Annotated in this window: 24 protein-coding genes and 1 pseudogene; 13 read left to right on the top strand and 12 right to left on the bottom strand. The window is 62.2% G+C overall.

What is annotated here, in order from left to right; genetic code table 11:
* The first annotated feature begins 196 nt into the window (after nt 1-196).
* From LB571_RS21250 to LB571_RS21240, 3 genes are all read left to right on the top strand, one after another.
* Nucleotides 197-592 carry a VOC family protein gene (locus LB571_RS21250; RefSeq protein WP_140664242.1) on the top strand — a complete coding sequence of 132 codons (396 nt, stop codon included), beginning with the start codon at nt 197-199 and terminating at the stop codon, nt 590-592.
* A gap of 78 nt (nt 593-670) precedes the next feature.
* Complete coding sequence (locus LB571_RS21245; RefSeq protein ID WP_015317694.1) at nt 671-1,201, top strand: hypothetical protein; 531 nt, start codon at nt 671-673, stop codon at nt 1,199-1,201.
* A gap of 46 nt (nt 1,202-1,247) precedes the next feature.
* Nucleotides 1,248-2,819, top strand: coding sequence for a GMC family oxidoreductase (locus tag LB571_RS21240; protein ID WP_224597683.1), 1,572 nt, complete (start codon nt 1,248-1,250; stop codon nt 2,817-2,819).
* Nucleotides 2,820-2,975: 156 nt separating this feature from the next.
* Here the strand turns inward: LB571_RS21240 and LB571_RS21235 are convergent, their stop codons facing one another.
* Nucleotides 2,976-3,383 (bottom strand): hypothetical protein, encoded by a 408-nt coding sequence (locus LB571_RS21235; protein WP_015317696.1) that lies wholly within the window; start codon nt 3,381-3,383, stop codon nt 2,976-2,978.
* 344 nt (nt 3,384-3,727) lie between these two features.
* Between LB571_RS21235 and urtA the strand changes: the two genes are divergently transcribed.
* The 6 genes from urtA to LB571_RS21205 all read left to right on the top strand — a co-directional run bounded on the left by urtA (nt 3,728) and on the right by LB571_RS21205 (nt 9,923).
* Complete coding sequence (gene urtA, locus LB571_RS21230; RefSeq protein WP_224528120.1) at nt 3,728-5,008, top strand: urea ABC transporter substrate-binding protein; 1,281 nt, start codon at nt 3,728-3,730, stop codon at nt 5,006-5,008.
* A 110-nt stretch (nt 5,009-5,118) separates the two neighbouring features.
* Nucleotides 5,119-6,735: an urea ABC transporter permease subunit UrtB gene (gene urtB, locus LB571_RS21225; protein WP_224597681.1), complete on the top strand. Its 1,617-nt coding sequence runs from the start codon at nt 5,119-5,121 to the stop codon at nt 6,733-6,735.
* Nucleotides 6,732-7,967 carry an urea ABC transporter permease subunit UrtC gene (urtC, locus tag LB571_RS21220; RefSeq protein WP_140821786.1) on the top strand — a complete coding sequence of 412 codons (1,236 nt, stop codon included), beginning with the start codon at nt 6,732-6,734 and terminating at the stop codon, nt 7,965-7,967. The genes urtB and urtC overlap by 4 nt, the downstream gene beginning before the upstream one ends.
* A 6-nt stretch (nt 7,968-7,973) precedes the next feature.
* Complete coding sequence (gene urtD, locus LB571_RS21215; protein ID WP_015317700.1) at nt 7,974-8,720, top strand: urea ABC transporter ATP-binding protein UrtD; 747 nt, start codon at nt 7,974-7,976, stop codon at nt 8,718-8,720.
* A 69-nt stretch (nt 8,721-8,789) separates the two neighbouring features.
* Nucleotides 8,790-9,485 (top strand): urea ABC transporter ATP-binding subunit UrtE, encoded by a 696-nt coding sequence (gene urtE / locus LB571_RS21210; RefSeq protein ID WP_015317701.1) that lies wholly within the window; start codon nt 8,790-8,792, stop codon nt 9,483-9,485.
* 261 nt (nt 9,486-9,746) lie between these two features.
* Nucleotides 9,747-9,923: a hypothetical protein gene (locus LB571_RS21205; RefSeq protein ID WP_013531844.1), complete on the top strand. Its 177-nt coding sequence runs from the start codon at nt 9,747-9,749 to the stop codon at nt 9,921-9,923.
* A gap of 37 nt (nt 9,924-9,960) precedes the next feature.
* Here LB571_RS21205 and LB571_RS21200 read toward each other — a convergent pair whose 3' ends face one another.
* The 8 genes from LB571_RS21200 to LB571_RS21165 form a co-directional block, all read right to left on the bottom strand.
* On the bottom strand, nt 9,961-11,109 hold the full coding sequence (locus tag LB571_RS21200) for a sensor domain-containing diguanylate cyclase (RefSeq protein WP_224597678.1): 1,149 nt from the start codon (nt 11,107-11,109) through the stop codon (nt 9,961-9,963).
* 182 nt (nt 11,110-11,291) lie between these two features.
* Nucleotides 11,292-12,098: a DUF72 domain-containing protein gene (locus LB571_RS21195; protein WP_224597675.1), complete on the bottom strand. Its 807-nt coding sequence runs from the start codon at nt 12,096-12,098 to the stop codon at nt 11,292-11,294.
* A gap of 28 nt (nt 12,099-12,126) precedes the next feature.
* Complete coding sequence (locus tag LB571_RS21190) at nt 12,127-12,594, bottom strand: GNAT family N-acetyltransferase (RefSeq protein ID WP_224597714.1); 468 nt, start codon at nt 12,592-12,594, stop codon at nt 12,127-12,129.
* A 41-nt stretch (nt 12,595-12,635) separates the two neighbouring features.
* Nucleotides 12,636-15,557 carry an excinuclease ABC subunit UvrA gene (uvrA, locus tag LB571_RS21185; protein WP_224597672.1) on the bottom strand — a complete coding sequence of 974 codons (2,922 nt, stop codon included), beginning with the start codon at nt 15,555-15,557 and terminating at the stop codon, nt 12,636-12,638.
* A 697-nt stretch (nt 15,558-16,254) separates the two neighbouring features.
* The gene (locus LB571_RS21180; protein ID WP_140664216.1) at nt 16,255-16,554 is read right to left on the bottom strand and encodes a hypothetical protein; all 300 of its coding nucleotides are present in this window, start codon (nt 16,552-16,554) and stop codon (nt 16,255-16,257) included.
* An 87-nt stretch (nt 16,555-16,641) separates the two neighbouring features.
* Nucleotides 16,642-17,247 (bottom strand): ATP-dependent Clp protease proteolytic subunit, encoded by a 606-nt coding sequence (locus tag LB571_RS21175; RefSeq protein ID WP_015317707.1) that lies wholly within the window; start codon nt 17,245-17,247, stop codon nt 16,642-16,644.
* Nucleotides 17,248-17,271: 24 nt separating this feature from the next.
* Nucleotides 17,272-17,733 carry an SRPBCC family protein gene (locus LB571_RS21170; protein ID WP_140664213.1) on the bottom strand — a complete coding sequence of 154 codons (462 nt, stop codon included), beginning with the start codon at nt 17,731-17,733 and terminating at the stop codon, nt 17,272-17,274.
* Entirely contained in the window at nt 17,730-18,044 is a 315-nt protein-coding gene (locus tag LB571_RS21165; RefSeq protein ID WP_015317709.1) for an ArsR/SmtB family transcription factor, read from the bottom strand. Before LB571_RS21165 ends, LB571_RS21170 begins: the two co-directional genes overlap by 4 nt.
* 225 nt (nt 18,045-18,269) lie before the next feature.
* Between LB571_RS21165 and LB571_RS21160 the strand changes: the two genes are divergently transcribed.
* On the top strand, nt 18,270-18,794 hold the full coding sequence (locus tag LB571_RS21160) for a single-stranded DNA-binding protein (RefSeq protein WP_023773877.1): 525 nt from the start codon (nt 18,270-18,272) through the stop codon (nt 18,792-18,794).
* Nucleotides 18,795-18,921: 127 nt separating this feature from the next.
* Nucleotides 18,922-19,347 carry an OsmC family protein gene (locus LB571_RS21155; RefSeq protein WP_015317711.1) on the top strand — a complete coding sequence of 142 codons (426 nt, stop codon included), beginning with the start codon at nt 18,922-18,924 and terminating at the stop codon, nt 19,345-19,347.
* A gap of 6 nt (nt 19,348-19,353) precedes the next feature.
* On the opposite strand, the gene LB571_RS21150 is transcribed toward LB571_RS21155, so the two are convergent.
* The 3 genes and pseudogenes from LB571_RS21150 to LB571_RS21140 form a co-directional block, all read right to left on the bottom strand.
* Nucleotides 19,354-19,983, bottom strand: a complete 630-nt coding sequence (locus tag LB571_RS21150; protein WP_015317712.1) for a MarC family protein — start codon at nt 19,981-19,983, stop codon at nt 19,354-19,356.
* A gap of 81 nt (nt 19,984-20,064) precedes the next feature.
* Nucleotides 20,065-20,456: pseudogene (locus LB571_RS21145) on the bottom strand (VOC family protein).
* 32 nt (nt 20,457-20,488) lie between these two features.
* Nucleotides 20,489-21,022, bottom strand: coding sequence for a hypothetical protein (locus LB571_RS21140; RefSeq protein WP_140726854.1), 534 nt, complete (start codon nt 21,020-21,022; stop codon nt 20,489-20,491).
* A gap of 85 nt (nt 21,023-21,107) precedes the next feature.
* Between LB571_RS21140 and LB571_RS21135 the strand changes: the two genes are divergently transcribed.
* Entirely contained in the window at nt 21,108-21,938 is an 831-nt protein-coding gene (locus tag LB571_RS21135) for a helix-turn-helix transcriptional regulator (RefSeq protein WP_224597669.1), read from the top strand.
* A 235-nt stretch (nt 21,939-22,173) separates the two neighbouring features.
* Nucleotides 22,174-24,972, top strand: a complete 2,799-nt coding sequence (gene gyrA, locus LB571_RS21130) for a DNA gyrase subunit A (RefSeq protein WP_224527805.1) — start codon at nt 22,174-22,176, stop codon at nt 24,970-24,972.
* Nucleotides 24,973-25,022 lie beyond the last annotated feature (50 nt).

The following is a 25,022-nucleotide window of genomic DNA, read 5'->3' as shown; positions in this document are numbered from 1 at the left end:
CTTTTGAACACTGCCTGCGGTTTCATCATCGACCGGAAGGTCGTCAACGGCAATCAGACTTTCGTCCTTGGCAGACTTACGTCCTTGGGATGGGCATATCCGTTTTTCCAACCCCATGCGTGGTAGTCGGCTGCCACCACCTTTCTTCACCGGCGCGCATAATCACCTTCGAAAGCATGAAGCTGCGGAGTCTGATTTGGCGAAGGCAATCCACACCATGATCCGGGTTCTCGACGAAGCCCGCTCCATCGATTTCTACACCAAGGCATTCGGCCTTGAGGTCGCCCAACGACTGGACTTCGAGACCTTCACGCTGGTCTACCTCAGCAATGCCGATGCGCCTTTCGAGGTTGAGTTGACCGTCAACAAGGGGCGCGCGGAGCCCTATGCGCTGGGCGACGGCTATGGTCACCTCGCGGTCTCGGTCGCCGATCTCGACAGCGAACATGATCGGCTCGGCGCACTCGGCCTCAATCCGAAGAAGATCGTCGAATTCAGCCGCGACGGGTCGCTCATCGCCCGCTTCTTCTTCATCGAGGACCCCGACGGCTACAAGGTCGAGGTCCTGCAGCGCGGAGGGCGCTTCCAATAGGGACAACCGGCCGCGCGGACCGGCGCGGCGCCAGCAACGGCACTCTTTCGAGTGCGAACAGCAAGCAGGGAGGAAAACATGGTCACGATCCACGAGGGGAAGCCCGGGCTTTCACGGCGCGAACTTCTCAAACGCGGCGGCGTCGGCGCGCTGCTCGTCATTTCCGGCAGCGCCGTCATCAGTCCGCAACATGCCTGGGGGCTGGAAACCTCGGCTCTGAAGCCCGAGACAATGGCGACGCTGATCCAGCTGGCGCGCGATATCTACCCGCATGACCAAGTCCCTGACAAATATTACGCCGTCGCGGTCAAGGGCCATGATGAGATGGCCGCCAAGGACAAGGCTCACAAGGAGCTTATCGAAAACGGGATCGCCGATCTCGACAAGAGAGCCGGCGAGGGCGGTTATCGCGGGCTCGGCTGGGAAGAGCAGCGGGTCGCGCTGCTCAGGGACATTGAGGGTACGGCCTTCTTCCAGGCGGTTCGCGGCGGTCTTGTCGTCAGCCTCTACAACCAGAAGGAGGTCTGGCCGATCTTCGGCTACGAGGGCGAATCCTATTCCAAGGGCGGCTACATCGCGCGGGGATTCAGCGACATCGAGTGGCTCTGACCCGCTTCGCCTCAACCGCATTCAATTGATTTCATGGGAGGAAACCATGGCAGCAGCATTTGATCTGAAAAACGACGGCGTGGTCGTCATCATCGGCTCCGGCGCCGGCGGCGGCACGCTCGGCAACGAACTGGCGCAGAAGGGCATCGATGTCGTCATCCTCGAGGCCGGTGCCCGCCACGAATATGAGGACTTCATCAACGACGAGTGGGATTCGTTCGCTCAGCTCGCCTGGACGGACAAGCGCACCACATCCGGCGATTGGCGCGTGGCCAAGGATTTTCCCAACCTTCCGGCCTGGATCGTCAAGTCGGTCGGCGGCTCGACCACGCACTGGGCAGGCGCATCGCTGCGCTTCCAGGAGCATGAGTTCAAGACGCTGTCGACCTACGGCAAGCTGGAAGGCGCCAACCTTTTGGATTGGCCGGTGACGCTGGCCGAGATGGAGCCCTATTACGCCAAGGCGGAAGCCAAGATGGGCGTCACCGGCACCAATGGCTGGCCGCGCCTGCCGGGCAACAACAATTTCAAGGTGCTGAAGGCCGGCGCCGACAAGCTCGGCTACAAGGAATGCCATACCGGCAACATGGCGATCAACTCGGTGGAGCGCGACGACCGCAATTCCTGCCAGCAGACCGGCTTCTGCTTCCAGGGCTGCAAATGGGGCGCCAAATGGTCGACGCTCTATACCGAAATCCCGAAGGGCGAGGCGACGGGCCACCTCGAGGTCCGGCCGAACGCCATGGCGATCAAGATCAACCATGACGCCTCTGGAAAGGTCACCGGCGTCGTCTATGCCGACAAGGACGGCAAGCTGCAGGAGCAGAAGGCCCGCATCGTGGCGGTCGCCGGCAATTCGATCGAGAGCCCGCGCCTGCTGCTCAATTCCGAATCAGCCAAGTTCCCGCACGGCCTTGCCAACTCGTCGGGGCAGGTGGGCAAGAACTACATGCGGCATACCACGGGATCGGTCTATGCCATCTTCGACAAGCCAGTGCACATGTATCGCGGCACCACCATGGCCGGCATCATCCGTGATGAGGCGCGCCATGATCCGTCACGCGGTTTTGTCGGCGGTTACGAGTTCGAGACGCTGTCGCTCGGCCTGCCCTTCATGGCTGCCTTCCTGAACCCTGGCGGCTGGGGGCGTTCCTTCACCACCGCGCTCGACCACTACGACCACATGGCCGGCCTGTGGATCGTCGGTGAGGACATGCCGCGCGAGGAGAACCGCATCACGCTGCATGGCGACGAGAAGGACGAGCACGGCATGCCGATCGCCGATGTGCATTTCGACGACCATGCCAACGACACGGCGATGCGCAATCATGCCTACAAGCAGGCCACCGCGCTTTACGATGCGGTCGGCGCCACACGCACCTTCCCGACGCCATCCTATCCCTCGACGCACAATCTCGGCACCAACCGGATGAGCGAGAAGGCCGCCGACGGCGTCGTCAACAAGCATGGCCAGGCACACGACATCAAGAACCTGTTCGTGTCGGACGGCAGCCAGTTCACGACGGGTGCGGCCGAAAACCCGACCCTGACCATCGTGTCGCTGGCGATCCGCCAGGCCGACTATATCGCCGCGCAGATGTCGGCGAAAACCATCTGACCTCCCGACTGCCTGCTGGCGCGGAACTTGACCAGTTCCGCGCCTTTTTTTCATGGCCTCAGGCGCCGACCGGCTGGCGGTCCTTCGGCAACATCCAGATGAGATGAGAAGACGGGCAGGGTTGCAGACCGAGGCGGTGTCATTGCCAGGGAAGATCTATTGATTGCTTCCCCTGGTGCAGGTCGTGGCGGTGAAGGCGCCGTCGGGCTGCTTCATGATGATGTCGAAGGAGGGCGGACTCTGGCCGTCCAGCGTTGCCTGGGTGAGCGAGAGCGAGTTGCCGCCAGTGGTGTAACCGCCAACTGGTCCCAACCAGGAGATCACGCCGTTTGCATCCATCTGGTAGTTGTAGCCCTGCTGCGCGGTCCCGAACGTGACCGGGCCGTTGTAGACGTTTCCCTTGATGGTGATGTCGCCGAGGTTGAGGAACATGCCGAGCAGGTAGGCCTCGCAGTGATAGATGCCGTCGGGCATCCTGCCGTCGCTGAAGTCGGCTCGGGCCGCTCCGGTTGCCGCCGCCAGAGCCACTATGCCGATGAATATGCGTGAAATGGCTGATGTCATGATGCCGTCCGCTTGAACGACCAAGCTTGCCCTATTTTTGCGCCGCGCCGCAACATTTGCCGTCGGCGATCTGCCTTCGAGATCAAAATATAGGCATCTAAAGAAAATGGGCAAAACTTAGGCATATGCCTTGTGCATTGCGCAAATTTCCCTCAATCAATTTTTAACCGGCTCTCTTTGTTTCGTTCAATCTAATATAGCAACGCACTGATAACATGTATCTATTTTGCGCTTTTCCGCATGCCTTCAGCGGTTGGCACGGGGGTTGCATTGCATAGTCGCGGTGCAATCAAACCAGCTTGGGAGTCTTCCGCATGAGGGGTAATTTCTCGACAATAGCAAAAATGTTCTCGGCGAGCGTAGTTGCCGCCGGCCTGGTGATGTCTGCTCCGGCCAGGGCCGCCGATGATACGATCAAGGTCGGCATTCTTCATTCGCTGTCGGGCACGATGGCGATTTCAGAGACGACGCTGAAGGACGCCATGCTGATGCTCATCGACGAGCAGAACGCCAAGGGCGGCCTGCTCGGCAAGAAGCTCGAAGCGGTCGTCGTCGATCCGGCTTCCAACTGGCCGCTGTTCGCCGAAAAGGCGCGTGAGCTGATCTCGAAGGACAAGGTCGCCGCGGTGTTCGGCTGCTGGACCTCGGTGTCGCGCAAGTCGGTGCTGCCGGTGTTTTCCGAACTCGACAATATCCTGTTCTATCCGGTCCAGTATGAGGGCGAGGAAAGCGAGCGCAATGTCTTCTACACGGGTGCCGCGCCGAACCAGCAGGCCATTCCGGCCGTCGATTACCTGATGAGCGAGGACGGCGGTTCGGTGAAGCGCTGGGTGCTCGAAGGCACCGACTACGTCTATCCGCGCACCACCAACAAGATCCTCGAAGCCTATCTGAAGGCCAAGGGCGTCGCGGCCGAAGACATCATGGTCAACTATACGCCATTCGGCTTCTCCGACTGGCAGACCGAAGTCTCGGCGATCAAGAAATTCGGCTCGGCCGGCAAGAAGACCGCCGTCGTCTCGACCGTCAATGGCGATGCCAACGTGCCGTTCTACAAGGAACTCGGCAACCAAGGCATCAAGGCCGAGGACATCCCGGTCATGGCCTTCTCGGTCGGCGAGGAAGAGCTGGCCGGTCTCGACACCGCGCCGCTGGTCGGCCATCTCGCCGCCTGGAACTATTTCGAGAGCGTCGATACGCCCGAGAACAAGAAGTTCATCGCCGACTGGCACAAGTTCATCAAGAGCGACAAGCGCACCACAAACGACCCGATGGAAGCTCATTATATCGGCTTCAACATGTGGGTGAAGGCGGTTGAGAAGGCCGGCACCACCGATCCGGACAAGGTCATCGACGCCATGATCGGCGTTTCTGTGCCAAACCTGACCGGCGGCTACTCGACGATGATGCCGAACCATCACATCACCAAGCCGGTGCTGATCGGCGAAATCCAGGCCGACGGCCAGTTCGAAACGGTTTCGCGCACGCCCGGCCTTGTGATGGGCGACGAATGGTCCGACTACCTGCCGGACTCCAAGGATTTGATCTCCGATTGGCGCAAGCCGCTGTCGTGCGGCAACTTCAACGTTGCCACCGGCAAGTGCGGCGGCAAGGGCACAAACTGATCCTCCCCGGGCTGGGCCTTCATGCCAAGCCCAAGACCGCACGCGTCCGGACGGTTTCCTCCACTGTCCGGACGCGCCCATTTCAAATCTTCAAGGGTTAACTCAAGCCGATGACCTTGATCCGCACGATTGGCCTGACGCTGTTGTTCCTGCTGGCGACACTGTCGTCGTCGGGCGCAGGCGAAGCCGATCTGCGCGCCATCATCGCCAAGTTCGCGACCGCCAAGGGCTTTTCCGAGACCGGAGCCGTCGTGCATGACCTCGCCGCCACCGGCGATCCCTTGGTCGAACACCCGCTTTCGGCACTCGCCGATGGCAATCTCTATATCCGCAAGGCGGATTCCCTGGTCTTCGTCGGCAAGGAAACCGGCGAAAGCCTCCAGCTTTTCGATCCGCTCAGCAGCGAAGCATCCGGCGAGGCGGCCAAGGGCGACGTCGCCAAGATCAAGGTCAACAACACGCTGCGCCGCGTCATCCGCGATGCGCTCGGCACGCTGACGCTTGGCGCCAAGGATCCGGCCGTGCGGCTGGCCGCCGCCCGCACCATGTTCAAGACGCCCGACGCAGCCAACATCGAGCCACTCGACACGGCAATCGCCAGCGAGACCGTGGCCAGCGTCAAGGCTCTGCTCGAACAGGCCCGCGCGGCCTCGGTGCTTGTTTCCGACAGGCCCGAGGCCGACAAACTCGCCGCGGTCGCCCTGATCGGCGCGCGTGGCGACCGCGACGCGGTTTCGCTGCTCACTTCGGTCGAGGCCAGTGCCTCCGGCGCGGTCAAGGACGCGGCGACCGCAGCGATCGCCAACATCAATTCGACGCTGGCCTTGTGGGATGCCGGACAGAACATCTGGTACGGGACTTCGCTGGGTTCGGTGCTGCTGCTGGCAGCGATCGGGCTTGCCATCACCTTCGGCGTCATGGGCGTCATCAACATGGCGCATGGCGAGATGGTGATGCTTGGCGCCTATACGACCTTCGTCGTCCAGCAAGTGATCCGGACGTCCTTTCCCGGCCTGTTCGACTGGTCGCTGGTGATCGCGCTGCCGCTCGCCTTCCTGGTCGCGGCATTCGTCGGTCTCGTCATCGAGCGCGGCGTGATCCGGTTCCTCTACGGCCGGCCGCTGGAGACGCTGCTGGCAACCTGGGGCGTCTCGCTCATCCTGCAGCAGGCGGTGCGCTCGATCTTCGGACCGACCAACCAGGAGGTCGGCAATCCGTCCTGGATGTCCGGCTCCTTCGACGTCGGACAATTGGCCATCACCTGGAACCGGCTGTGGATTCTGGTGTTCGCGCTCACGGTGTTCGGCATGTTGCTCTATGTAATGAAGCGCACGCCCTGGGGGCTGCAGATGCGCGCCGTCACCGCCAACCGGCGCATGGCCGCCTCGATGGGCATCAGGACGCCCTGGGTCGACGCGCTGACCTTCGCGCTGGGATCCGGCATTGCCGGTATCGCCGGCGTCGCGCTCAGCCAGATCGACAATGTCTCGCCCAATCTTGGTCGCGGCTACATCATCGACAGCTTCATGGTGGTCGTCTTCGGCGGTGTCGGCAATCTCTGGGGTACATTGGTCGGCGCCTTTTCGCTCGGCATCGTCAACAAGGTTCTCGAGCCCTATGCCGGCGCGGTGCTCGGCAAGATCGTCGTGCTGGTGCTGATCATCCTGTTCATCCAGAAGCGCCCGCGAGGCCTGTTCGCGCTCAAGGGCAGGGCGGTGGAAGCATGATATCGGGACGCTTCTTTGCCGCCGGCGCGGATCGCCGCATCGCCATCACCATCTTCATCCTGCTGGCGGTGGCTATAATCGTGCCGGTGCTTAACCTGGCCGTCTCGCCGACAAGCGCCTTCTACATTCCGTCCTACATCGTGGCGCTGACCGGCAAATATCTCTGCTATGCACTGCTGGCGCTCTCGCTCGATCTGGTCTGGGGCTATTGCGGTATCCTCTCGCTCGGCCACGGCGCCTTCTTCGCGCTCGGCGGCTATGCGATGGGAATGTATCTGATGCGCCAGATCGGCTCGCGCGGCGTCTACGGCAACCCGATCCTGCCCGATTTCATGGTGTTCCTGAACTACAAGGAATTGCCCTGGTTCTGGACCGGTTTCGACCATTTCTGGTTCGCCGCCATCATGGTGCTGGCGGTGCCCGGCCTGCTTGCCTTCATCTTCGGCTGGTTCGCCTTCCGCAGCCGCGTCACCGGTGTCTACCTCTCCATCATCACCCAGGCGATGACCTATGCGCTGCTGCTTGCCTTCTTCCGCAACGACATGGGTTTCGGAGGCAATAACGGCCTGACCGATTTCAAGGATATTCTGGGCTTCAACGTGCAGGCCGATACCACCCGTTCGGCACTGTTCGCGGCCAGCGCGGTGATGCTGGCACTCGCCGTTTTCATCACCTGGGCGATCGTCGGCTCCAAATACGGCAAGCTGCTGATGGCCGTGCGCGACGCCGAGAGCCGCACGCGCTTCCTCGGCTGGCGGGCGGAGAACGTAAAGCTGTTCGCTTTTACCGTTTCGGCCGTCATGGCAGGCATTGCCGGCGCGCTCTACGTGCCGCAGGTCGGCATCATCAATCCAGGCGAATTCGAGCCGGCCAATTCGATCGAGGTGGTGATCTGGGCGGCGGTCGGCGGCCGCGGCACCATTGTCGGGCCGATCATCGGCGCGTTGCTGGTCAATGCCGGCAAATCCTGGTTCACCGGCGTGCTGCCGGAATTCTGGCTGTTCGCGCTCGGCGGCCTGTTCGTCGCCGTCACCTTGCTCCTGCCCAAGGGCATCATCGGCATGTGGGACAGCTGGCGCGGCAATGCCAGGGCGCTGCGCGTGGCGTCCCTGGCTGAAGAAGCCGGCGCCGAGGTTGGCATCGCGTCCGCGACCTCGAAGCCCGCTCGCTCGCCGGCGAGAAACCCAGGCGAGTGGTCCTGGTCCGACCCCGAACCGCAGGCGGCGGAGTAAGCGACCATGAGCAAATCCAACACTATCCTCTATCTCGACGGCGTCTCAGTGTCCTTCGACGGCTTTCGCGCCATCAACAATCTGTCCCTGGTGCTCGACAAGGGCGAGATGCGCGCCATCATCGGCCCCAACGGCGCCGGCAAGACGACGATGATGGACATCGTCACCGGCAAGACGAGGCCGGATGAGGGCGAAGTGTTCTTCGACGGCCAGGTGGACCTGACCAGGCATGACGAAGCCGAGATAGCCATGATGGGCATCGGCCGCAAATTCCAGAAGCCGACCGTTTTCGAAAGCCACACGATCGAAGAAAACCTGATGCTGGCGCTGAAGGGGCCGCGTTCGATCTTCCCGGCGCTGTTCCATCGCCAATCGCCCGCCGAGGCGCGGCAGATCGATGACATCCTTGGCATCATCCGGTTGGGCGACAAACGCAGGGAATTGGCGGCCAATCTCAGCCATGGGCAAAAACAGTGGCTGGAGATCGGCATGCTTCTCGCGCAGGACCCGAAGCTGCTGCTGGTCGACGAGCCGGTGGCCGGTATGACCGATGCCGAGACCGAGGAAACCGCGCGGCTGCTCAGGGATATCGCCCGTGACCACTCAGTCATTGTCGTCGAACACGACATGCATTTCGTCCGCGAACTCGGCGTCAAGGTTACCTGCCTGCATGAAGGCTCGGTGCTCTCGGAAGGGACGCTCGATTTCGTTTCGGCCGACGAGCGCGTCGTCGAAGTCTATCTGGGGAGATGAGCATGGTCTGGCGGGTGCAATTCCATCACTTCGACATGTCGTTTCTTCGGTTCTGGAGAAGGCGCTGACATGCTCGAGGTTTCCAATGCCACGCTGCACTACGGCGCCGCCCAGGCGTTGCGCGGGGTGTCGCTGAAGGCGGGTGCGGGCAAAATCACCTGCGTGCTCGGCCGCAACGGCGTCGGCAAGACCAGTTTGATGAGATCGATCGTCGGCCATAACCGGCTGACGAGCGGAAGCGTTGCCTTCGAGGGGAAGGCGCTCGACCGGAGCGCGGCGTATGACCGCGCCCGGTCGGGCATCGCATTCGTGCCGCAGGGCAGGGAGATCTTTCCGCTGCTCAGCGTGCGGGAAAATCTCGAGTCCGGCTTCGCGCCCTTGAAGCGCGCCGACCGCAACGTGCCTGCGCACGTCTTCGAGCTGTTTCCGGTGCTGAAGCAGATGCTTGGCCGCCGTGGCGGCGATCTTTCCGGCGGCCAGCAACAGCAGCTCGCCATCGGCAGGGCACTCGTGATGCGGCCGAAGCTGCTGGTGCTCGACGAGCCGACCGAAGGCATCCAGCCCTCTGTCATCAAGGATATCGGCCGCGCCATACGCTATCTGCGCGACCAGGCCGGCATTGCGGTGCTGCTGGTCGAACAGTATCTCGATTTCTGCCGCGAACTCGCCGACGAGGTCAACATCATGGATCGCGGCCAGATCGTCCACACCGGCCCAGCGGAAGATTTAGACCGGGCTGATGTCCGCAAATTCCTCACGGTCTAGAATCGGCGCCAGACTTCATTGAAGATTTGAAGTTATTGGCAAGACCAATATTTCCTACATCCATCATCTGCGTCTCTGGCACATGCAATATCGCATGCTAGTGTTTCCGTGGCTTTGTGAGTCGGCCGTTTCCGTATCAGTCTGGTTATCGCAGATCGCGGCGCGGCAAAGGCCCTGCAAGTTCCACGCAAGCAAGGCTTCCTACCTTCCCGATCTGATTGTCGTTCAAACGCGTTTGGGCACACAGGCTAAGGGACAGCCATGGAACGTTACGTCGAAGACTACCAGAAGCGGCGGCTTACCGAACGCGTCGACATCATCGCCGCCATCAACATTCTGAGGTCACAGGGCTGTGACTACGACGACCTGATCGAGGAGATCACCAAGGTCTTCTATGTCGATCTCGATACCTTCAATGAAATCGTCATGGCGGCCTAATGCATGTCGCCCGGCGGGCTTGGCATGATACGCGCGTTTAGCTCGCGCGTCGGAATGGCGAGGCGGTGACGCGGTTGCGGCCTCCGCGCTTGGCGTCATAGAGCGCCTTGTCGGCGGCGCTGAGTACCTTGTCCAGGCTGATCCCCTCTTTGCTGCCAAACGCAAATCCGGCGCTGACCGTACAGGTGAGGGAACCGGTTTCGGTTTCTATCAGTCGCGTCGCGAAAGCCGCCCGGATACGCTCGGCTGCTTCCTCGACCGCCTCCGGCAGCGTGCGCTTCAGTACCAGCGCGAATTCCTCGCCGCCCATGCGCGCGGCGACGTCGGCCGGTCGAAGGTTGGCTACCAACTCGTTGGCGAACACCCTCAGCACTTCATCGCCCGCCGCATGGCCGAATTCGTCGTTGATGGTTTTGAAGTTGTCGAGGTCGAAGACGACCACCGCGGTAAAGGCGCCGACCGGGACATGGCCATGCATGTCGAACAGCGCGCGCCGGTTGAGCAGGCCGGTCAGGGAATCCGTCTGGGCGTTGCGATGGTGGTGCCTCGCCAGACGCCCCTGATTGAGGGCAAGCGAGAGCGCGCCAATACCTGTCATGCTGGCGATAACCACGACGAGGCTGAACTCCTCGGCCCAGTTGCTTGGTGCATGTCCGAGCACCAGTTTTCCTTCCCAGGCGAGAACCATGGCGCAGAGCCCGAAGGAGGTGGCCGTGGCCGAATAGAGCGCGGTGATGCCGATCGTCAGGGCGGGTGCCTCATCACGGCCCTTCCAGTATTCGAAAGCCGTGGCGAACAGGAGCACGGCGGCAAACATGTTCTCTGCCACGAAGCCGAGGCCATCGTAGCCCAGAGCCATGGGGGGCAACGCTATCGCCAGGGAATAGCAACCCCACAGGGTCCGCGGCAGTGGCGAGGCGCCGGTTCGGAACTGATAGGCCGCACCCAGCATGGTCGAAAAGCCGATCAGCAGAAACGCGGAGGTGGCGATGCCGAGCAGGCGTCCCGGCATCCCGATATAGGCGTCATAGATAACAATATCGCCGACCACGAACACCAGGCTGATCGCCCATGTCAGCAGGAATTTTTCCGAGCGGGCGGTCAGCCACATGCCGAACAATGTCAGGCTGAGGCAAGCGGCCGAGAAACCGACGGCCAGCAGAAGTGACGTGTAGTCGAGCGACATGCCCTCTTTCCCTGCCGGCGGCGGCCCCAGCTCTGCGGCTTGGCGTCGGCGCATTCATGCGGCAAGGAAGTGTCGATAAGGTTACGATCGTGGCGAAGATGCCCAGGAACAGGCGCTTTGCTACGCTAATACGCACAGGCTATGCGCCTATTGTGTGTGGCTGGAAACCAACTGATGCCTTTTCAGTCGGCTACGCGCCTCATCAATGCCATCGCCCCGAACGGCGCCCGCACCTTGCCCTCGGTGATGAAGTAGACGAACACGTCGCGCGGTTGGACCGGCGCGTCGCTGGCAGGGTCGGCGCGCCGCAGATCCGCCGGCTGCTTGCCTTGCGCCCAGATCTTGGCCCGCGCCGCCCATTCGTCGAGGCCCTTTGGCGTGTAGCAGTCCGGATTGTCATCCGAGCCGGTCTGCAGCCGGGCGTAGATGAAATCGCCAGTGATGTCGGCGATGTCAGGATATTTGGCATGATCGGCATAGACGATCGCCGCCTTGTATTTGCGGGCGAGCGCTGGGAATTCCGGCACGATGAAACTGTCGTTGCGCACTTCCAGCGCGTGGCGCAGCGCGACACCATCCTGCTTTTCCGGCAGCAGCTTCAGAAACGCCTCGAAATCGTCCGGATCGAACTTCTTGGTCGGAGCGAACTGCCACAGGATCGGTCCCAGCTTGTCGCCGAGCGCGGCAACGCCGGAACCCAGGAAACGCATCATCGAGTCACCGGCCTCGCCCAGCACGCGCCGGTTGGTAACGAAGCGGTTGCCTTTCAGCGAATAGACGAAATTGTCAGGTGCTTCGTTGGCCCATTTGACGAAGGTCGGCTCCTTGAAGCTCGAATAATAAGTGCCGTTGACCTCGATGCTCGGCACCTGGCGGCTGGCGTATTGCAGCTGCTTGGCCTTCGACAGCTTGTCCGGATAGAAGGACGTGTCCCAGGGTTCGAAGGTCCAGCCGCCCATGCCGGCGCGGATTGTTCCCGATTTGCTCATTGTCGTCCTCCCAGATATCTAAAAGCGATCAGGCCGTGGTGGATCTGTTGTCGACGGGTTTGGCCATGTCGACGAGTATCCACCCTGGCCGGTAGGGATTGGGCCGGCGACCCGTTTCGCGATAGCCGTAAGCGAGATAGAGCGCGATGTTTCGTTCCATTTTCGCATTGGTGTAGAGCCGTATCTCCGGCAGGCCCCACTGCCGCGCCTGCTCGTCAGCGTGCTTCAGCAATGCAATACCGAACCCCTTGCCCTGGAAGGCAGGCGACACCGCGACGGAGAAGATCATCGCGTGATCTTCATGCCGCTCCAGCGTGATCACTCCGGCAAGTTCATCGCCGCTCCCCAGCAGCCAGACCTGGCCCAGGGCAATACGCGGCGCGTAGTCCTCGGTAACGGGGATCGGCGGTGCATCGAGTATGGCATTGTAGGGAGCGTAGGCGGCTTGCGTCAGCGCGACGATCGCGGCGAGATTTTCGGGGCCGGCAAGCCTCATGCCAAAGCTGCTCTGGACCGTGATGAGATCATCCTTACCCATCACTCCGCCGCTTCGCGTTTGCCTCCGGGGCGTCGCTCCAGCAGTTCCTTCAGGAACTGGCCGGTGTAGCTGCGCTTTTCGCGCACGATCGCTTCCGGCGTGCCCGAGGCGACCAGTTCGCCGCCGCCATCACCGCCCTCGGGGCCGAGGTCGAGCACCCAGTCTGCGGTTTTTATCACTTCGAGATTGTGCTCGATGACGACGACGGTATTGCCCTGGTCGACCAGTTCGTGCAGCACTTCCAGCAGCTTGGCGACGTCGTGGAAGTGCAGGCCTGTGGTCGGTTCGTCGAGGATGTAGAGCGTCTTGCCGGTCGCCTTGCGCGACAGTTCCTTGGCGAGCTTGATGCGCTGCGCTTCACCGCCGGACAGCGTCGTCGCCTGCTGGCCGATATGGATGTAACCAAGGCCGACCTGCTTCAGCGTCTCCAGCTTGTCGCGTACGCCGGGTACGGCGGCGAAGAAATCGACGCCTTCCTCGACGGTCATGTCGAGCACGTCGGCGATCGACTTGCCCTTGAACAGCACGTCGAGCGTCTCCCTGTTGTAGCGCTTGCCGTGACAGACGTCGCAGGTGACGTAGACGTCGGGCAAAAAGTGCATCTCGATCTTGATGACGCCGTCGCCTTGGCAGGCCTCGCAGCGGCCGCCCTTGACGTTGAAGGAGAAACGGCCGGGCTGATAGCCGCGCGCCTTCGCTTCCGGTAGCCCGGCGAACCAGTCGCGGATCGGCGTGAAGGCGCCGGTATAGGTGGCGGGGTTCGAACGCGGCGTGCGGCCGATCGGCGACTGGTCGATGTCGATGACCTTGTCGAGGAACTCCAATCCCTCGATGCGGTCATGCTCGGCCGGATGCTCGCGTGAGCCCATGATGCGGCGCGAGGCCGCCTTGAACAGCGTCTCGATCAGGAAGGTCGACTTGCCGCCGCCCGACACGCCGGTGACGGCGGTGAAAGTGCCGAGCGGGATTTCGGCGGTGACGTTCTTCAGATTGTTGCCGCGCGCGCCGACGATCTTCAGCCGCCGGTTTTTCTTCGCCTCGCGGCGCACGCCGGGCGTTGCCACTTCGAGCGCGCCCGACAGATATTTGCCGGTGATCGAATTGGGATTGGCCATCACCTGCTGCGGCGTGCCCTGGGCGATGATCACGCCGCCATGGATGCCGGCGGCCGGACCCATATCGACGACATAGTCGGCATGCAGGATGGCGTCCTCGTCATGCTCGACGACGATCACGGTGTTGCCGATGTCGCGCAGGTGCTTGAGCGTGTCGAGCAGGCGGGTATTGTCGCGCTGGTGCAGGCCGATCGACGGCTCGTCCAGCACGTAGAGCACGCCGGTCAGGCCTGAGCCGATCTGCGAGGCCAGCCGGATGCGCTGGCTTTCGCCACCCGACAGCGTGCCGGAATTGCGCGACAAGGTGAGATAGTCGAGCCCGACATCGTTGAGGAAGCGCAGACGCTCGCGGATTTCCTTCAGGACGCGGACAGCGATCTCGTTCTGCTTGTCGTTGAGCTGCGCCGGCAGGTCGGTGAACCATTTGTCGGCGTTGCGGATCGACTGTTCCGTCACTTCGCCAATGTGCTTGCCGGCGATCTTCACCGCCAGCGCCTCCGGCTTCAGCCGGTAGCCCTTGCAGACCGGGCAGGGCGTTGCCGACATGAAACGCTCGATCTCCTCGCGCATCCAGGCGGATTCGGTCTCCTTCCAGCGGCGCTCGAGATTGGGGATGACGCCTTCGAAGGTCTTGGTCGTCTTGTAGGAGCGCAGGCCGTCATCATACTGGAAGGTGATCTCGCGCTCGCCGGTGCCGCGCAGGATCGCTTCCTGGGCTTGCGCTGAAAGATCCTTGAACTTGTCGCCGAGCTTGAAGTCGTACGCCTTGCCCAATGCCTCGAGCGTCTGCGAGTAATAGGGCGAGGTCGATTTCGCCCATGGGCTGACGGCGCCGTCGCGCAGCGACACGTTCTCGTCCGGCACCACGAGGTTGGGGTCGATGGCGCGCTGGCTGCCGAGACCGTCGCAGGTCGGGCAGGCGCCAAACGGGTTGTTGAAGGAGAACAGCCTGGGCTCGATTTCCGGAATGGTGAAGCCGGAAACCGGGCAGGCGAACTTTTCCGAGAACAGGATGCGCTCATGCGTCTCGTTCTTCGACTTGTTGACCGAATCCTCGCCAGTCTGGCTGGCATCGAGCGGCCTGTCGGCGAACTCGGCCACTGCCAGCCCCTCGGCCAGCTTCAGCGCCGTCTCGATGGAGTCGGCAAGCCTTGTGGCAAGGTCGCCGCGAACGACGATGCGGTCGACGACGACGTCGATGTCGTGCTTGTATTTCTTGTCCAGCGCCGGCACATCGGCGATTTCATAGAAGACGCCGTCGACCTTGACGCGCTGGAAGCCCTTCTTCTGCAACTCCAGCAGTTCCTTGCGATATTCGCCCTTGCGGCCGCGCACGATGGGCGCCAGCAGGAACAGGCGCGTGCCTTCCTCGACGGCCAGCACCCGGTCGACCATCTGGCTGACCGTCTGGCTCTCGATCGGCAGGCCGGTGGCCGGCGAATAGGGCACGCCGACGCGGGCAAACAGAAGGCGCATATAGTCGTAGATCTCGGTGACGGTACCGACCGTCGAACGCGGGTTCTTCGACGTGGTCTTCTGCTCGATCGAGATGGCCGGCGACAGGCCGTCGATCTGGTCGACGTCCGGCTTCTGCATCATTTCGAGGAATTGCCGGGCATAGGCCGAGAGGCTCTCGACATAGCGACGCTGGCCTTCTGCATAGATGGTGTCGAAAGCAAGCGACGATTTGCCGGAGCCCGACAGGCCGGTCATGACGATCAGGCTGTCACGCGGCAGGTCGAGATCGACATTCTTCAGATTGTGTTCGCGCGCCCCGCGAATGGAAAGATATTTATGGTCGGCCATGTCAGGTCGCCGCCTCAGATCTGGAATTTGTGGGATCGGCGGGTTTCCCCGGCCATTCCCTATGTAGTTATTTTTGCCGCCACGTCGAGAGACGCCACAATTCTCGACAGAAGTCGTTTAACCGCCTTTCGCGCGAGGGGGCAAGCGGAAAGAACAAAGGCCGAACACGCTCCTGACAAAGCTGTGCGGAAGCTGACCCGAACGTAAGCTCCCGGCGATCACATTTTTCCGTAACCGGCTATTGATGGTTGACGCGGCCAACTCACGGGAGCAGTCTTGCGAAGTCAGCGAAGCCGGCCGTCTATCGATGGCCTCGCCGCCCCAAGGCGGCCTGCGAGACGCCGCAGGCATTTGCGATTTGCGCTTCACGACGACAATGTCGCAACGGACAAGAGGAGCGGAGCATGACGCCACCGGATAGTCCCCCAGGGCTCCAGTTGTTACTGGAGCCGCGGCAGGCATAAGTGCCGAGGGCAGGCGTTTGCGCCACCCGACAAACCGTGACCTGCCGTATCCCTGAAAATCAGAGACTGCTAGTCGGATCGTCGGCTGAATGCCGCGAAGCATCCGAAATCAAACGCCGGCAGTACACTCCCGGCAAAAATGGATTTGAGATCCAGAAAAGCCCCGTCCGTTTGCCCAAGGCACGGCGGGGCTGTTCTTTTGGCGGGCTCCAGTTGGAAGGCCCGATCTTTGCCTATCTGGGTGGCTTGGTCCCGCCAACTCCGACATCGACGGTGATGCTGCCGGAAATCCTGACATCGGTATTGCCGATCTTGAACTGCCCGTTGCCGCTGCTGGGGAACGCGTCGTCGGGTTCGGGCACCGGGGCCGGCTTTGCGATGCGATAGTCGCCGGTTACGCCGGGCAGGGCGCCTTTCCGAACCGACGACGAGGCCTCGTCGGCAAGTGCCGACCTGGACACAAGGCCGACGATAGCAAGCACCATGGCGGCCGTGACACGGTGCGATGTTCTTGATCGATGAGTGTCGGTCATCCCTTGTTATAGGGGCCTGCCGCCACCGGAGCCAGAGCGGCATCGTCAAATCTTCGACAAGCAGCAGGATTTGACCTCACTCTGGTCTTACGCAGCCTTTTTGCGGGTGTCGAACACATGGTCGACGATGCCCCAGGCCTGGGCCTCGCGGGCGGTCATGAAATGGTCGCGGTCGAGCGTGCGCTCGACGTCTTCATAGCTGCGGCCGCAATGCTGGGCGTAGAGTTCGGTCATGTGGCGTTTGGTCTGGCCGATGCGTTCGGCGTGCCGCTGGATGTCGGAAGCCTGGCCCTGGAAGCCGCCCAGCGGCTGATGTAGCAGGATGGTGGCGTTGGGTAGTGCGATGCGGCGCCCGGCGGTGCCCGCCATCAGCAGGAACGATCCCATCGACGCGGCAAAGCCCATGCATACGGTCGACACCGGGCAGCTGATATACTGCATGGTGTCGTAGATGGCGAAGCCGCTGGTCACCATGCCGCCGGGCGAGTTGATGTAGAGCGAGATCTCCTTCTCGGGATTGTCCGACTCCAGCGACAAAAGCTGCGCGCAGACCAGCGCCGAGACGTCATCGTTAATCTCCCCGTTGACGAAGACGATGCGCTCGCGCAGCAGCCGCGAAAAAATGTCGAATGCGCGTTCGCCGCGGCTCGATTGCTCGATTACCATCGGCACAAGACTGGCAACACCGCCCATTTTTCTGTCTCCAATTTTCCGTGTTCAAGCCGCGTGCAGCAGCAGAAGGCGTGGGGTGTTCGCGGCTAGAGGCGTGCCGGTCCCGTGCAGCGAAAGCCGGCAGCCTGCCCCCGCCATGGCCACGGCCGGCATCGCCTTGCGAGCAAAGCCGTCATGGACGATGCGCAGATGCGTGCCGCCGGAAATGGTTCGGGCGAGTGTGAAGGTGACGGTGCTGTCGAGTGGGTGCGCGGCATCGTCCGACCGCTCGCGCCAGGAATAGCGCAGCAGGCGTTCGGGCTCGGCATCGAGAATCTCGCATTCGATCGCCGCGTCTTGACCGGCGAAGGCAAAGCGGCTGCCGGTCTGCGGTCTGATGTCGTTGGGCATCATCCAGGCGGCGAGCAGTTCCGGCACGGTCAGCGCCCGCCAAACCTTTTCCGGCGGCTCGGCAAGATCGCATTCGAACTCAATCGCATCGGGAGAGACTTCGCTTTGGCTGTTCATTGATCCATGTCCTTCAAAACCGTCTTCAGCCTTTCGATGCGCTCCGGCCAGAAGGTACGGTAGCGTTCGATCCATGAGAGCAGCGGGGCAAGCCCCTGCGGATCCGCACGATAATAGGCGTTGCGGCCGGCCCGCCGCTCGACCACGAGGCCGGCGCCCCGCAGCACCGCCAGATGCTGCGACACCGCCGGTTGCGACACCGTCAGGCCGCTGCGCAATTCCGACACGCTCATCTCGCTTGTGGCGAGACGCTCAAAGACGGCGCGGCGTGTCGGGTCGGCCAAGGCGCGGAAAATCTCTGCTTCGATCATGACAAAAGCATAAGTCGATACTTATCGATTTGGCAAGCGCTGTTTTGAGACCCATATGCGGCGTTCCGGCATTGCTGCCATTCCTTGACAATTGGCGGCGGTGCATATAGGAACGAAAAGGGAACAAAAACCTTGTGGGAAAAGCCAGCCTTGGCAAGCGGCTGACGTGCGTAGCCTGTAAGGTGCTGCGACAAAAATTTGTTTCGGATAGCGCGGAGAAATATCATGGCGGGTAGCGTCAACAAGGTCATTCTGGTCGGCAATCTCGGCGCTGACCCTGAAATCCGCCGCCTGAACTCGGGCGAGCCGGTCGTCAACATTCGCATCGCGACGTCGGAAAGCTGGCGCGACAAGAATTCCGGCGAGCGCAAGGAAAAGACCGAGTGGCATAACGTCGTCATCTTCAATGAGGGCATCGCCAAGGTGGCGGAGCAGTATCTGAAGAAGGGCATGAAGGTTTATGTCGAGGGCCAGCTGCAGACGCGCAAATGGCAGGACCAGACCGGTGCCGACAAATACACGACCGAAGTCGTGCTGCAGAAATTCCGCGGCGAGTTGCAGATGCTCGACGCGCGTGGCCAGGGTGAGGGCGGTCAGGTTGGCGGCTACAGCGGTGGCGGCAGCAGCCGTGGTTCCGATTTCGGCCAGTCGAGCCCGAACGAAGGGTTCAACCGTGGTGGCGGCAACGCTCCCAGGGGCGGCGGTGGCGGTGGTTCGTCGCGCGAACTGGACGACGAAATTCCGTTCTGATCGAAAGCCGCACCAAATAGCGAATGCCTTTACTTGATATGCCCCGAGGGTCCGCATGGACTTTCGGGGTTTTGCATGGTGGTTTTGAGCTGACGTTGGCGCGATCAGAGACGTAAGAGGACTGGCGATGAAGGCACGGGTAAAATGGGTCGAGGAGCGCACCTTCGTCGGCGAGTCCGGCAGCGGCCACAAGGTCGTGCTGGGCACGGCGTCAGGCCCGGAAGGCAAGACGCCGGGACCGAGCCCGATGGAACTGGTGCTGATCGGCACCGGCGGCTGCTCGGCCTATGATGTCGTCCATATCCTCGAAAAGGGGCGCGAGGCCGTCGAGGATTGCGTGGTCGAGCTCGATTCCGACCGCTCCGAAACCGATCCCAAAGTGTTCACCCGCATCCATATGCATTTCATCGTCAAGGGGCGGGCGCTGTCCAGCGACAAGGTCAAGCGGGCAATCGACCTTTCGATCGAAAAATACTGCTCGGCCTCCGCCATGATGGCCAAGACCGCGACGATTACCCACGACTTTGAAGTCATCGATACGACCGCAAAATAAGCGGGCCTACGAGGCCATCAGCGCCTTGATGCCATCTGCCACGAACTGCACGGCCAGTGCCGCCAGGATAACCCCGAGCAGGCGGGTCAGGATCGAGCGGCCGGTCTGGCCGAGGATGCGGTCGATGCGTTCCGACAGCACGAACACCAGATAGGTTATGACGAGGCAGACAAGAATGATGCCGACCAGGGCCGCCTGCGCCGCAAAACCCTGAAACGAGCCTGAGAGCAGCACCGTCGCTGAAATCGCGCCGGGGCCGGCGATCAGCGGGATCGCCAGGGGGAAGGCGGCGATGTTGTGGATCATGTCCTTGGTGATGGCGACGTCGCCGATCTTTTCCTTGCGGTCCTGCCGGCGCTCGAACACCATTTCGAAGGCGATGAAGAACAGCAGGAACCCGCCGGCGACACGGAACGCCGGCAAGGTGATGCCGAACACCGACAGGATCGATGCGCCGGCCACCGCAAACAGCGCCATCACCAGAAAACCGATGACCGAGGCGCGCACGGAAACCTGGCTGCGCTCCTCGCGGTTCATGCCGCGCGTCACGGCGAGGAACAGAGGCGCCAGCCCAGGCGGATCGATGGTCACGAGAATGGTGACGAAGGCATTGAACAGGCTGTCGAAACTCGGCATCGCTGACCCTCCCGCCGGGCCAAGCCCGTACCCACATTGGTAGAGCAAAGCCCGGTCGGTGGGAACAGTCAGAACCGCAGGTTAGGCGGCAGCGCCGCAATAGGCCTCCAGGCGATAGCCGTCCGGATCGACAACGAAGGCCGCGTAATAGTTCTCGCCATAGTCGGCGCGCAGGCCCGGTCCGCCATTGTCGCTGCCGCCTTCGCGCAACGCCCCGGCATGAAAGGCACCGACGCTATCCCGTGTCGGCGCGGCGAAGCAGAAATGCAGGCCGGATCTTTCGTCCGCCGGCACCGGGCGCGCCGCCTCGTTGACCCACAGCGCGACAGCCTGGGGCGCGACAGCCTGGACACCATAGCCGAGCGAACCCGGCGATTGGCTGACGCAAGTGAAGCCGAGCGGCCTCAACGCGGCATCGTAGAAACGTTTGGAGGCAGTGACGTCGCTAACGCCGATCGAGTATGATCGAACATGGTTTTCTCCATTGTTACTAAGGGTTGTGGGGTCATCTTTCAGATTGACGACGCGCCAGGAACTCGACTTCGAGGTGCCAGTCCGCGCCGTCATGCGAGCGCTCGCCGAGCCATCGGAAGGAATTCTCGGTGATGCGCGAAAAGCTCCAGCGTACCGAGGAACCAGTGCCGTCGGCGCCGACCTGCACGATCGTGCCGCCTTCGGCGCGGCCGAGCTGACGGCTGAAATACTGGTTGCGCGGGTCGCTCCAGAAGATGTGCCAGGCATCGATTCCGGGGTCATAGACCCGCAGCGTCGTGCCGTAAAAGGTCCATTTGCCAAGCGATGGCGAGGGGCCGGCGTCACGCGCGGGCAGGATCCAGACATCCTGGATGGCGCGGCCTTCCAGCGCCCAGCCGAAGTGCACCTCGCCGCGTCCGGTCAGCACCGTGCCGTCCTCGAGATGGCGCGCGGCGTCAAACGTCCACGCACCGACGAAGCGGCCGTAAAGGCTCAGTTTTTCGGCAAGCCCTTGGATCGGTCCGGGACTGTGCAAGGCTTCGGCAAATGTGGATTGGTCGGGCATGGCTGCGATCTCTTCTTGTCAGGAGACCGCGAGCAATAGGTGCCGCCGGGGTTTTGGGCTTGGGAAAAATTGCTATATTTCAGCCATGACGGCGACCGCGAATACCCTTGCATCCGGACCTGGCTGGCACGTGGCGGATGTGATCTGCACGGCCAGCGCCGGCGATCGGCCGTTCGAGGAAGTCCATCGGGATTTTTGCGTCGCGGCGGTCACCAGTGGCACGTTCCGCTATCGCGCACAGCAAGGCACCGCAATGCTCGCGCCAGGCAGCCTCCTGCTTGGCAATTCCGGCACATGCTACGAATGCGGGCACGAGCATGGCAGCGGCGACCGTTGCCTCTCCTTCCATTTCGGGCCGGCCTATATGGACCGGATCGTCGCCGACGTACCGGGCGCTGGGAAGCTTACTTTCGAGACGCCCCGCCTGCCGCCGTTACCCGCCATCGCACCGCTGCTGGCCGAGGCGGAAGCCGCGCGCGACATGGCCGACGCAGGCGCCTTCGAGGAACTCGCCCTGCGCATCGCGGGTGCCGCCGTGGCGACAATCTCAGGCGCAAGGCATGCCAGTCGCGATCCAAGCCGCCGCGATCAGAAAAGGGTTGCCGAGGCGGTGAGGCGGATCGAACTGGATGCCGACGGACCGGTCTCGCTTCCAGCGTTGGCGGATGAGACCGCGACCAGTCCCTATCATTTCCTGCGCACCTTCCGGCAGGTTGCCGGCATGACGCCCTATCAGTACCTGCTCAGGACCCGATTGCATCGCGCGGCGGTGCGATTGCGCACGTCCAACGATGCCATCTCGGCAATTGCTTTCGAAGCCGGCTTCAACGATCTGTCGACTTTCAACCGCCGGTTTCGGCGGGGCATGGGCGAGACGCCGGGCCGGTATCGGTCCGGGCGGGTTGGCAGCCGCTGAAAAGTTGCCACGAGGTCCAATTGATCGCGCTCGCGGCGTTCGTCTGGGGAAAACGGTCCATTGCCGGCTTTTGCCTTGGTGGCGGCGAAAGCGCCTTGGCCATATCGTCGCAATCAGTGGTATCCATTTGAAATTACCACCAAAATTGACACTGGAAAAGTGCCGCGGACATTGGAGTTTCGGCCTCGCTTCCTATATAAGCAGCGAGTGATTCCTGATTAGATTGTGATCCGATTTGACCGACCAGAAGACACCGCGCGGCACAGACGGCGGCCCCAGCGGCATCGAGCCGATATCCATCATCGAGGAGATGCAGCGCTCCTATCTCGATTACGCCATGAGCGTGATCGTCAGCCGTGCGCTGCCCGATGTGCGCGACGGCCTGAAGCCGGTGCACCGTCGCATCCTCTATGCCGCCCATGAGAGCGGCTACCACTGGAACCGCAAATATGTGAAATCGGCGCGCCCCGTAGCCGACGTGATGGGCAAATACCATCCGCATGGCGACGCCTCGATCTATGACGCGCTGGTGCGCATGGCGCAGGACTGGTCGTTGCGCGTGCCGCTGATCGACGGGCAGGGCAATTTCGGTTCGATCGACGGCGATCCGCCGGCGGCGATGCGCTACACCGAATCGCGCCTGACCAAGGTCGCGCACGAGCTGTTGGAGGACATCGACAAGGATACCGTCGATTTCCAGGACACTTATGATGCTTCGGACACCGAGCCGAAGGTTCTGCCTGCGCGCTTTCCCAATCTGCTGGTCAACGGTTCGGGCGGCATTGCCGTCGGCATGGCCACCAACATTCCGCCGCACAATCTCGGTGAAGTCTGCAACGCCGCTATTGCCGTCATCGACAATCCGGCGATCGACCTGCCGGCGCTGATGGAGATCATTCCGGGCCCCGATTTTCCGACCGGCGGCATCGTGCTTGGCCGTTCCGGCATCTACAGCGCCTATTCCACCGGCCGCGGCTCCATCGTCATGCGCGGCAAGGTCAACATCGAACAGCGCGGCAATGACCGCGAATCGATCATCATCACCGAGGTTCCCTACCAGGTGAACAAGGCCTCGATGATCGAGAAGATGGCCGAACTGGTGCGCGACAAGCGCGTCGAGGGCATTTCCGACATCCGCGACGAAAGCGACCGCCAGGGTTATCGCGTCGTCATCGAGCTCAAGCGTGACGCCGTTGCCGACGTCGTCCTCAATCAGCTCTACCGGTTCACGCCTCTGCAGACCTCTTTCGGCGCCAATATGGTGGCTCTGAACGGCGGCAAACCGGAGCTGCTGAACCTGACCGACATGCTGAAGGCGTTCGTCACCTTCCGCGAGGAGGTGATCAGCCGGCGGACGAAGTTCCTGCTGCGCAAGGCGCGGGACCGCGCCCATGTGCTGGTTGGCCTGGCCATCGCCGTCGCCAACATCGACGAGGTCATCAAGCTGATCCGCACCGCGCCGGACCCGCAGACGGCGCGCGAGCAATTGATGGAGCGGCGCTGGCCCTCGGGTGACGTTGAATCGCTGATCCTCCTGATCGACGATCCGCGCCATCGTATCAACGAGGACGGCACCTACAATCTGTCCGAGGAACAGGCGCGCGCTATCCTCGAACTGCGCCTGCAGCGCCTGACCGCGCTTGGCCGCGACGAAATCGCCGATGAGTTGAATACGATCGGCGACGAGATCAAGGACTACCTCGACATTCTGTCGTCGCGCGCGCGCATCCAGCAGATCGTCAAGGACGAGCTCGCCGCCGTGCGCGACGAATTCGGCACGCCACGCCGCACCGAGCTCACCGATGGCGGCGCGGACATGGAAGACGAGGATCTGATCCAGCGCGAGGACATGGTCGTGACGGTGAGCCATTCCGGCTACATCAAGCGCGTGCCGCTGTCGCTCTATCGGGCGCAGCGCCGCGGCGGCAAGGGCCGCTCCGGCATGTCGACCAAGGAAGAGGATTTCGTCACCCGGCTGTTCGTGGCCAACACCCACACGCCGGTGCTGTTCTTCTCCTCGCGCGGCATCGTCTATAAGGAAAAGGTCTGGCGGCTGCCGATCGGCAACCCGCAGTCACGCGGCAAGGCGCTGATCAACATGCTGCCGCTGGAGCAGGGCGAGCGCATCACCACCATCATGCCGCTGCCCGAGGACGAGACGAGCTGGGGCGATCTCGACGTGATGTTCGCCACGACGCGCGGCACCGTGCGCCGCAACAAATTGTCCGACTTCGTCCAGGTCAATCGCAACGGCAAGATCGCCATGAAGCTGGAGGAGGAGGGCGACGAAATTCTCGGCGTCGAGACCTGCACCGACAATGACGACGTGCTTCTGACGGCGAATTCGGGCCAGTGCATTCGCTTCTCCGTCGGCGACGTGCGCGTCTTCCAGAGCCGCAATTCCGTCGGCGTTCGCGGCATAACCATGGCTGAAACCGACCGCATCATCTCCATGTCGGTGATCGAGCATGTCAATGCTTCACCGGCGGAACGCGCCGCTTACCTCAAGCGGGCGGCGTCGGAGCGGCGGCTTGCCGCCGAGACAGCCGGAGAGGAAGAAGAGATCGCGCTCACCAATGAGGAGATCGGCGAGGAGACCGAGCTTCCAGACGACCGCTACGAATTCCTCAAGGCGCATGAGCAGTACGTGCTGACGGTGACTGAATATGGATACGGCAAGCGCTCGTCGTCCTACGATTTCCGCCTGACCGGCCGCGGCGGCAAGGGCATCCGTGCCACCGACGTGTCCAAGGCAGCCGAAATCGGCCAGCTGGTGGCAACCTTCCCGGTCGGCAATGACGATCAGATCATGCTGGTGTCGGATGGCGGCACCGTCATCCGGGTACCCGTCAACGGCATCCGTTTCGCCAGCCGCGCCACCAAGGGCGTGACCATCTTCAACACGGCTGAAGGTGAAAAGGTGGTTTCGGTCGAGCGGATTTCGGAGCCGCAATCGGACGAGGAAGTGGAAGAGGCCGTCGAGGGTGGCGCGGGGCCGGATTCGAATGACAGCGGTCCGGACAACGCCGAATAGTTCCTGGTACGTTTGACATAGCAACGCCGGCCTGTCGGCCGGCGCGGCAG

It is taken from the genome of Mesorhizobium sp. BR1-1-4 (assembly GCF_020165375.1).
GTDB lineage: Bacteria > Pseudomonadota > Alphaproteobacteria > Rhizobiales > Rhizobiaceae > Mesorhizobium > Mesorhizobium australicum.
This window is presented reverse-complemented; position numbering and strand designations above follow the sequence as displayed.

What these genes read in the sequence shown, in the direction of transcription:
- LB571_RS21150 (WP_015317712.1), bottom strand. Translation starts at nt 19,983, where the DNA reads ATGCCGAGTTTCGACAGCCTGTTCAATGCCTTCGTCACCATTCTCGTG.
- LB571_RS21140 (WP_140726854.1), bottom strand. Translation starts at nt 21,022, where the DNA reads ATGCCCGACCAATCCACATTTGCCGAAGCCTTGCACAGTCCCGGACCG.
- LB571_RS21165 (WP_015317709.1), bottom strand. Translation starts at nt 18,044, where the DNA reads ATGATCGAAGCAGAGATTTTCCGCGCCTTGGCCGACCCGACACGCCGC.
- urtA (WP_224528120.1), top strand. Translation starts at nt 3,728, where the DNA reads ATGTTCTCGGCGAGCGTAGTTGCCGCCGGCCTGGTGATGTCTGCTCCG.
- LB571_RS21245 (WP_015317694.1), top strand. Translation starts at nt 671, where the DNA reads ATGGTCACGATCCACGAGGGGAAGCCCGGGCTTTCACGGCGCGAACTT.
- LB571_RS21135 (WP_224597669.1), top strand. Translation starts at nt 21,108, where the DNA reads ATGACGGCGACCGCGAATACCCTTGCATCCGGACCTGGCTGGCACGTG.
- LB571_RS21195 (WP_224597675.1), bottom strand. Translation starts at nt 12,098, where the DNA reads ATGAGCAAATCGGGAACAATCCGCGCCGGCATGGGCGGCTGGACCTTC.
- urtB (WP_224597681.1), top strand. Translation starts at nt 5,119, where the DNA reads ATGACCTTGATCCGCACGATTGGCCTGACGCTGTTGTTCCTGCTGGCG.
- LB571_RS21160 (WP_023773877.1), top strand. Translation starts at nt 18,270, where the DNA reads ATGGCGGGTAGCGTCAACAAGGTCATTCTGGTCGGCAATCTCGGCGCT.
- LB571_RS21190 (WP_224597714.1), bottom strand. Translation starts at nt 12,594, where the DNA reads ATGAGGCTTGCCGGCCCCGAAAATCTCGCCGCGATCGTCGCGCTGACG.
- LB571_RS21180 (WP_140664216.1), bottom strand. Translation starts at nt 16,554, where the DNA reads ATGACCGACACTCATCGATCAAGAACATCGCACCGTGTCACGGCCGCC.
- urtE (WP_015317701.1), top strand. Translation starts at nt 8,790, where the DNA reads ATGCTCGAGGTTTCCAATGCCACGCTGCACTACGGCGCCGCCCAGGCG.
- LB571_RS21175 (WP_015317707.1), bottom strand. Translation starts at nt 17,247, where the DNA reads ATGGGCGGTGTTGCCAGTCTTGTGCCGATGGTAATCGAGCAATCGAGC.
- LB571_RS21205 (WP_013531844.1), top strand. Translation starts at nt 9,747, where the DNA reads ATGGAACGTTACGTCGAAGACTACCAGAAGCGGCGGCTTACCGAACGC.
- LB571_RS21155 (WP_015317711.1), top strand. Translation starts at nt 18,922, where the DNA reads ATGAAGGCACGGGTAAAATGGGTCGAGGAGCGCACCTTCGTCGGCGAG.
- uvrA (WP_224597672.1), bottom strand. Translation starts at nt 15,557, where the DNA reads ATGGCCGACCATAAATATCTTTCCATTCGCGGGGCGCGCGAACACAAT.
- urtC (WP_140821786.1), top strand. Translation starts at nt 6,732, where the DNA reads ATGATATCGGGACGCTTCTTTGCCGCCGGCGCGGATCGCCGCATCGCC.
- LB571_RS21170 (WP_140664213.1), bottom strand. Translation starts at nt 17,733, where the DNA reads ATGAACAGCCAAAGCGAAGTCTCTCCCGATGCGATTGAGTTCGAATGC.
- LB571_RS21200 (WP_224597678.1), bottom strand. Translation starts at nt 11,109, where the DNA reads ATGTCGCTCGACTACACGTCACTTCTGCTGGCCGTCGGTTTCTCGGCC.
- LB571_RS21235 (WP_015317696.1), bottom strand. Translation starts at nt 3,383, where the DNA reads ATGACATCAGCCATTTCACGCATATTCATCGGCATAGTGGCTCTGGCG.
- urtD (WP_015317700.1), top strand. Translation starts at nt 7,974, where the DNA reads ATGAGCAAATCCAACACTATCCTCTATCTCGACGGCGTCTCAGTGTCC.
- LB571_RS21240 (WP_224597683.1), top strand. Translation starts at nt 1,248, where the DNA reads ATGGCAGCAGCATTTGATCTGAAAAACGACGGCGTGGTCGTCATCATC.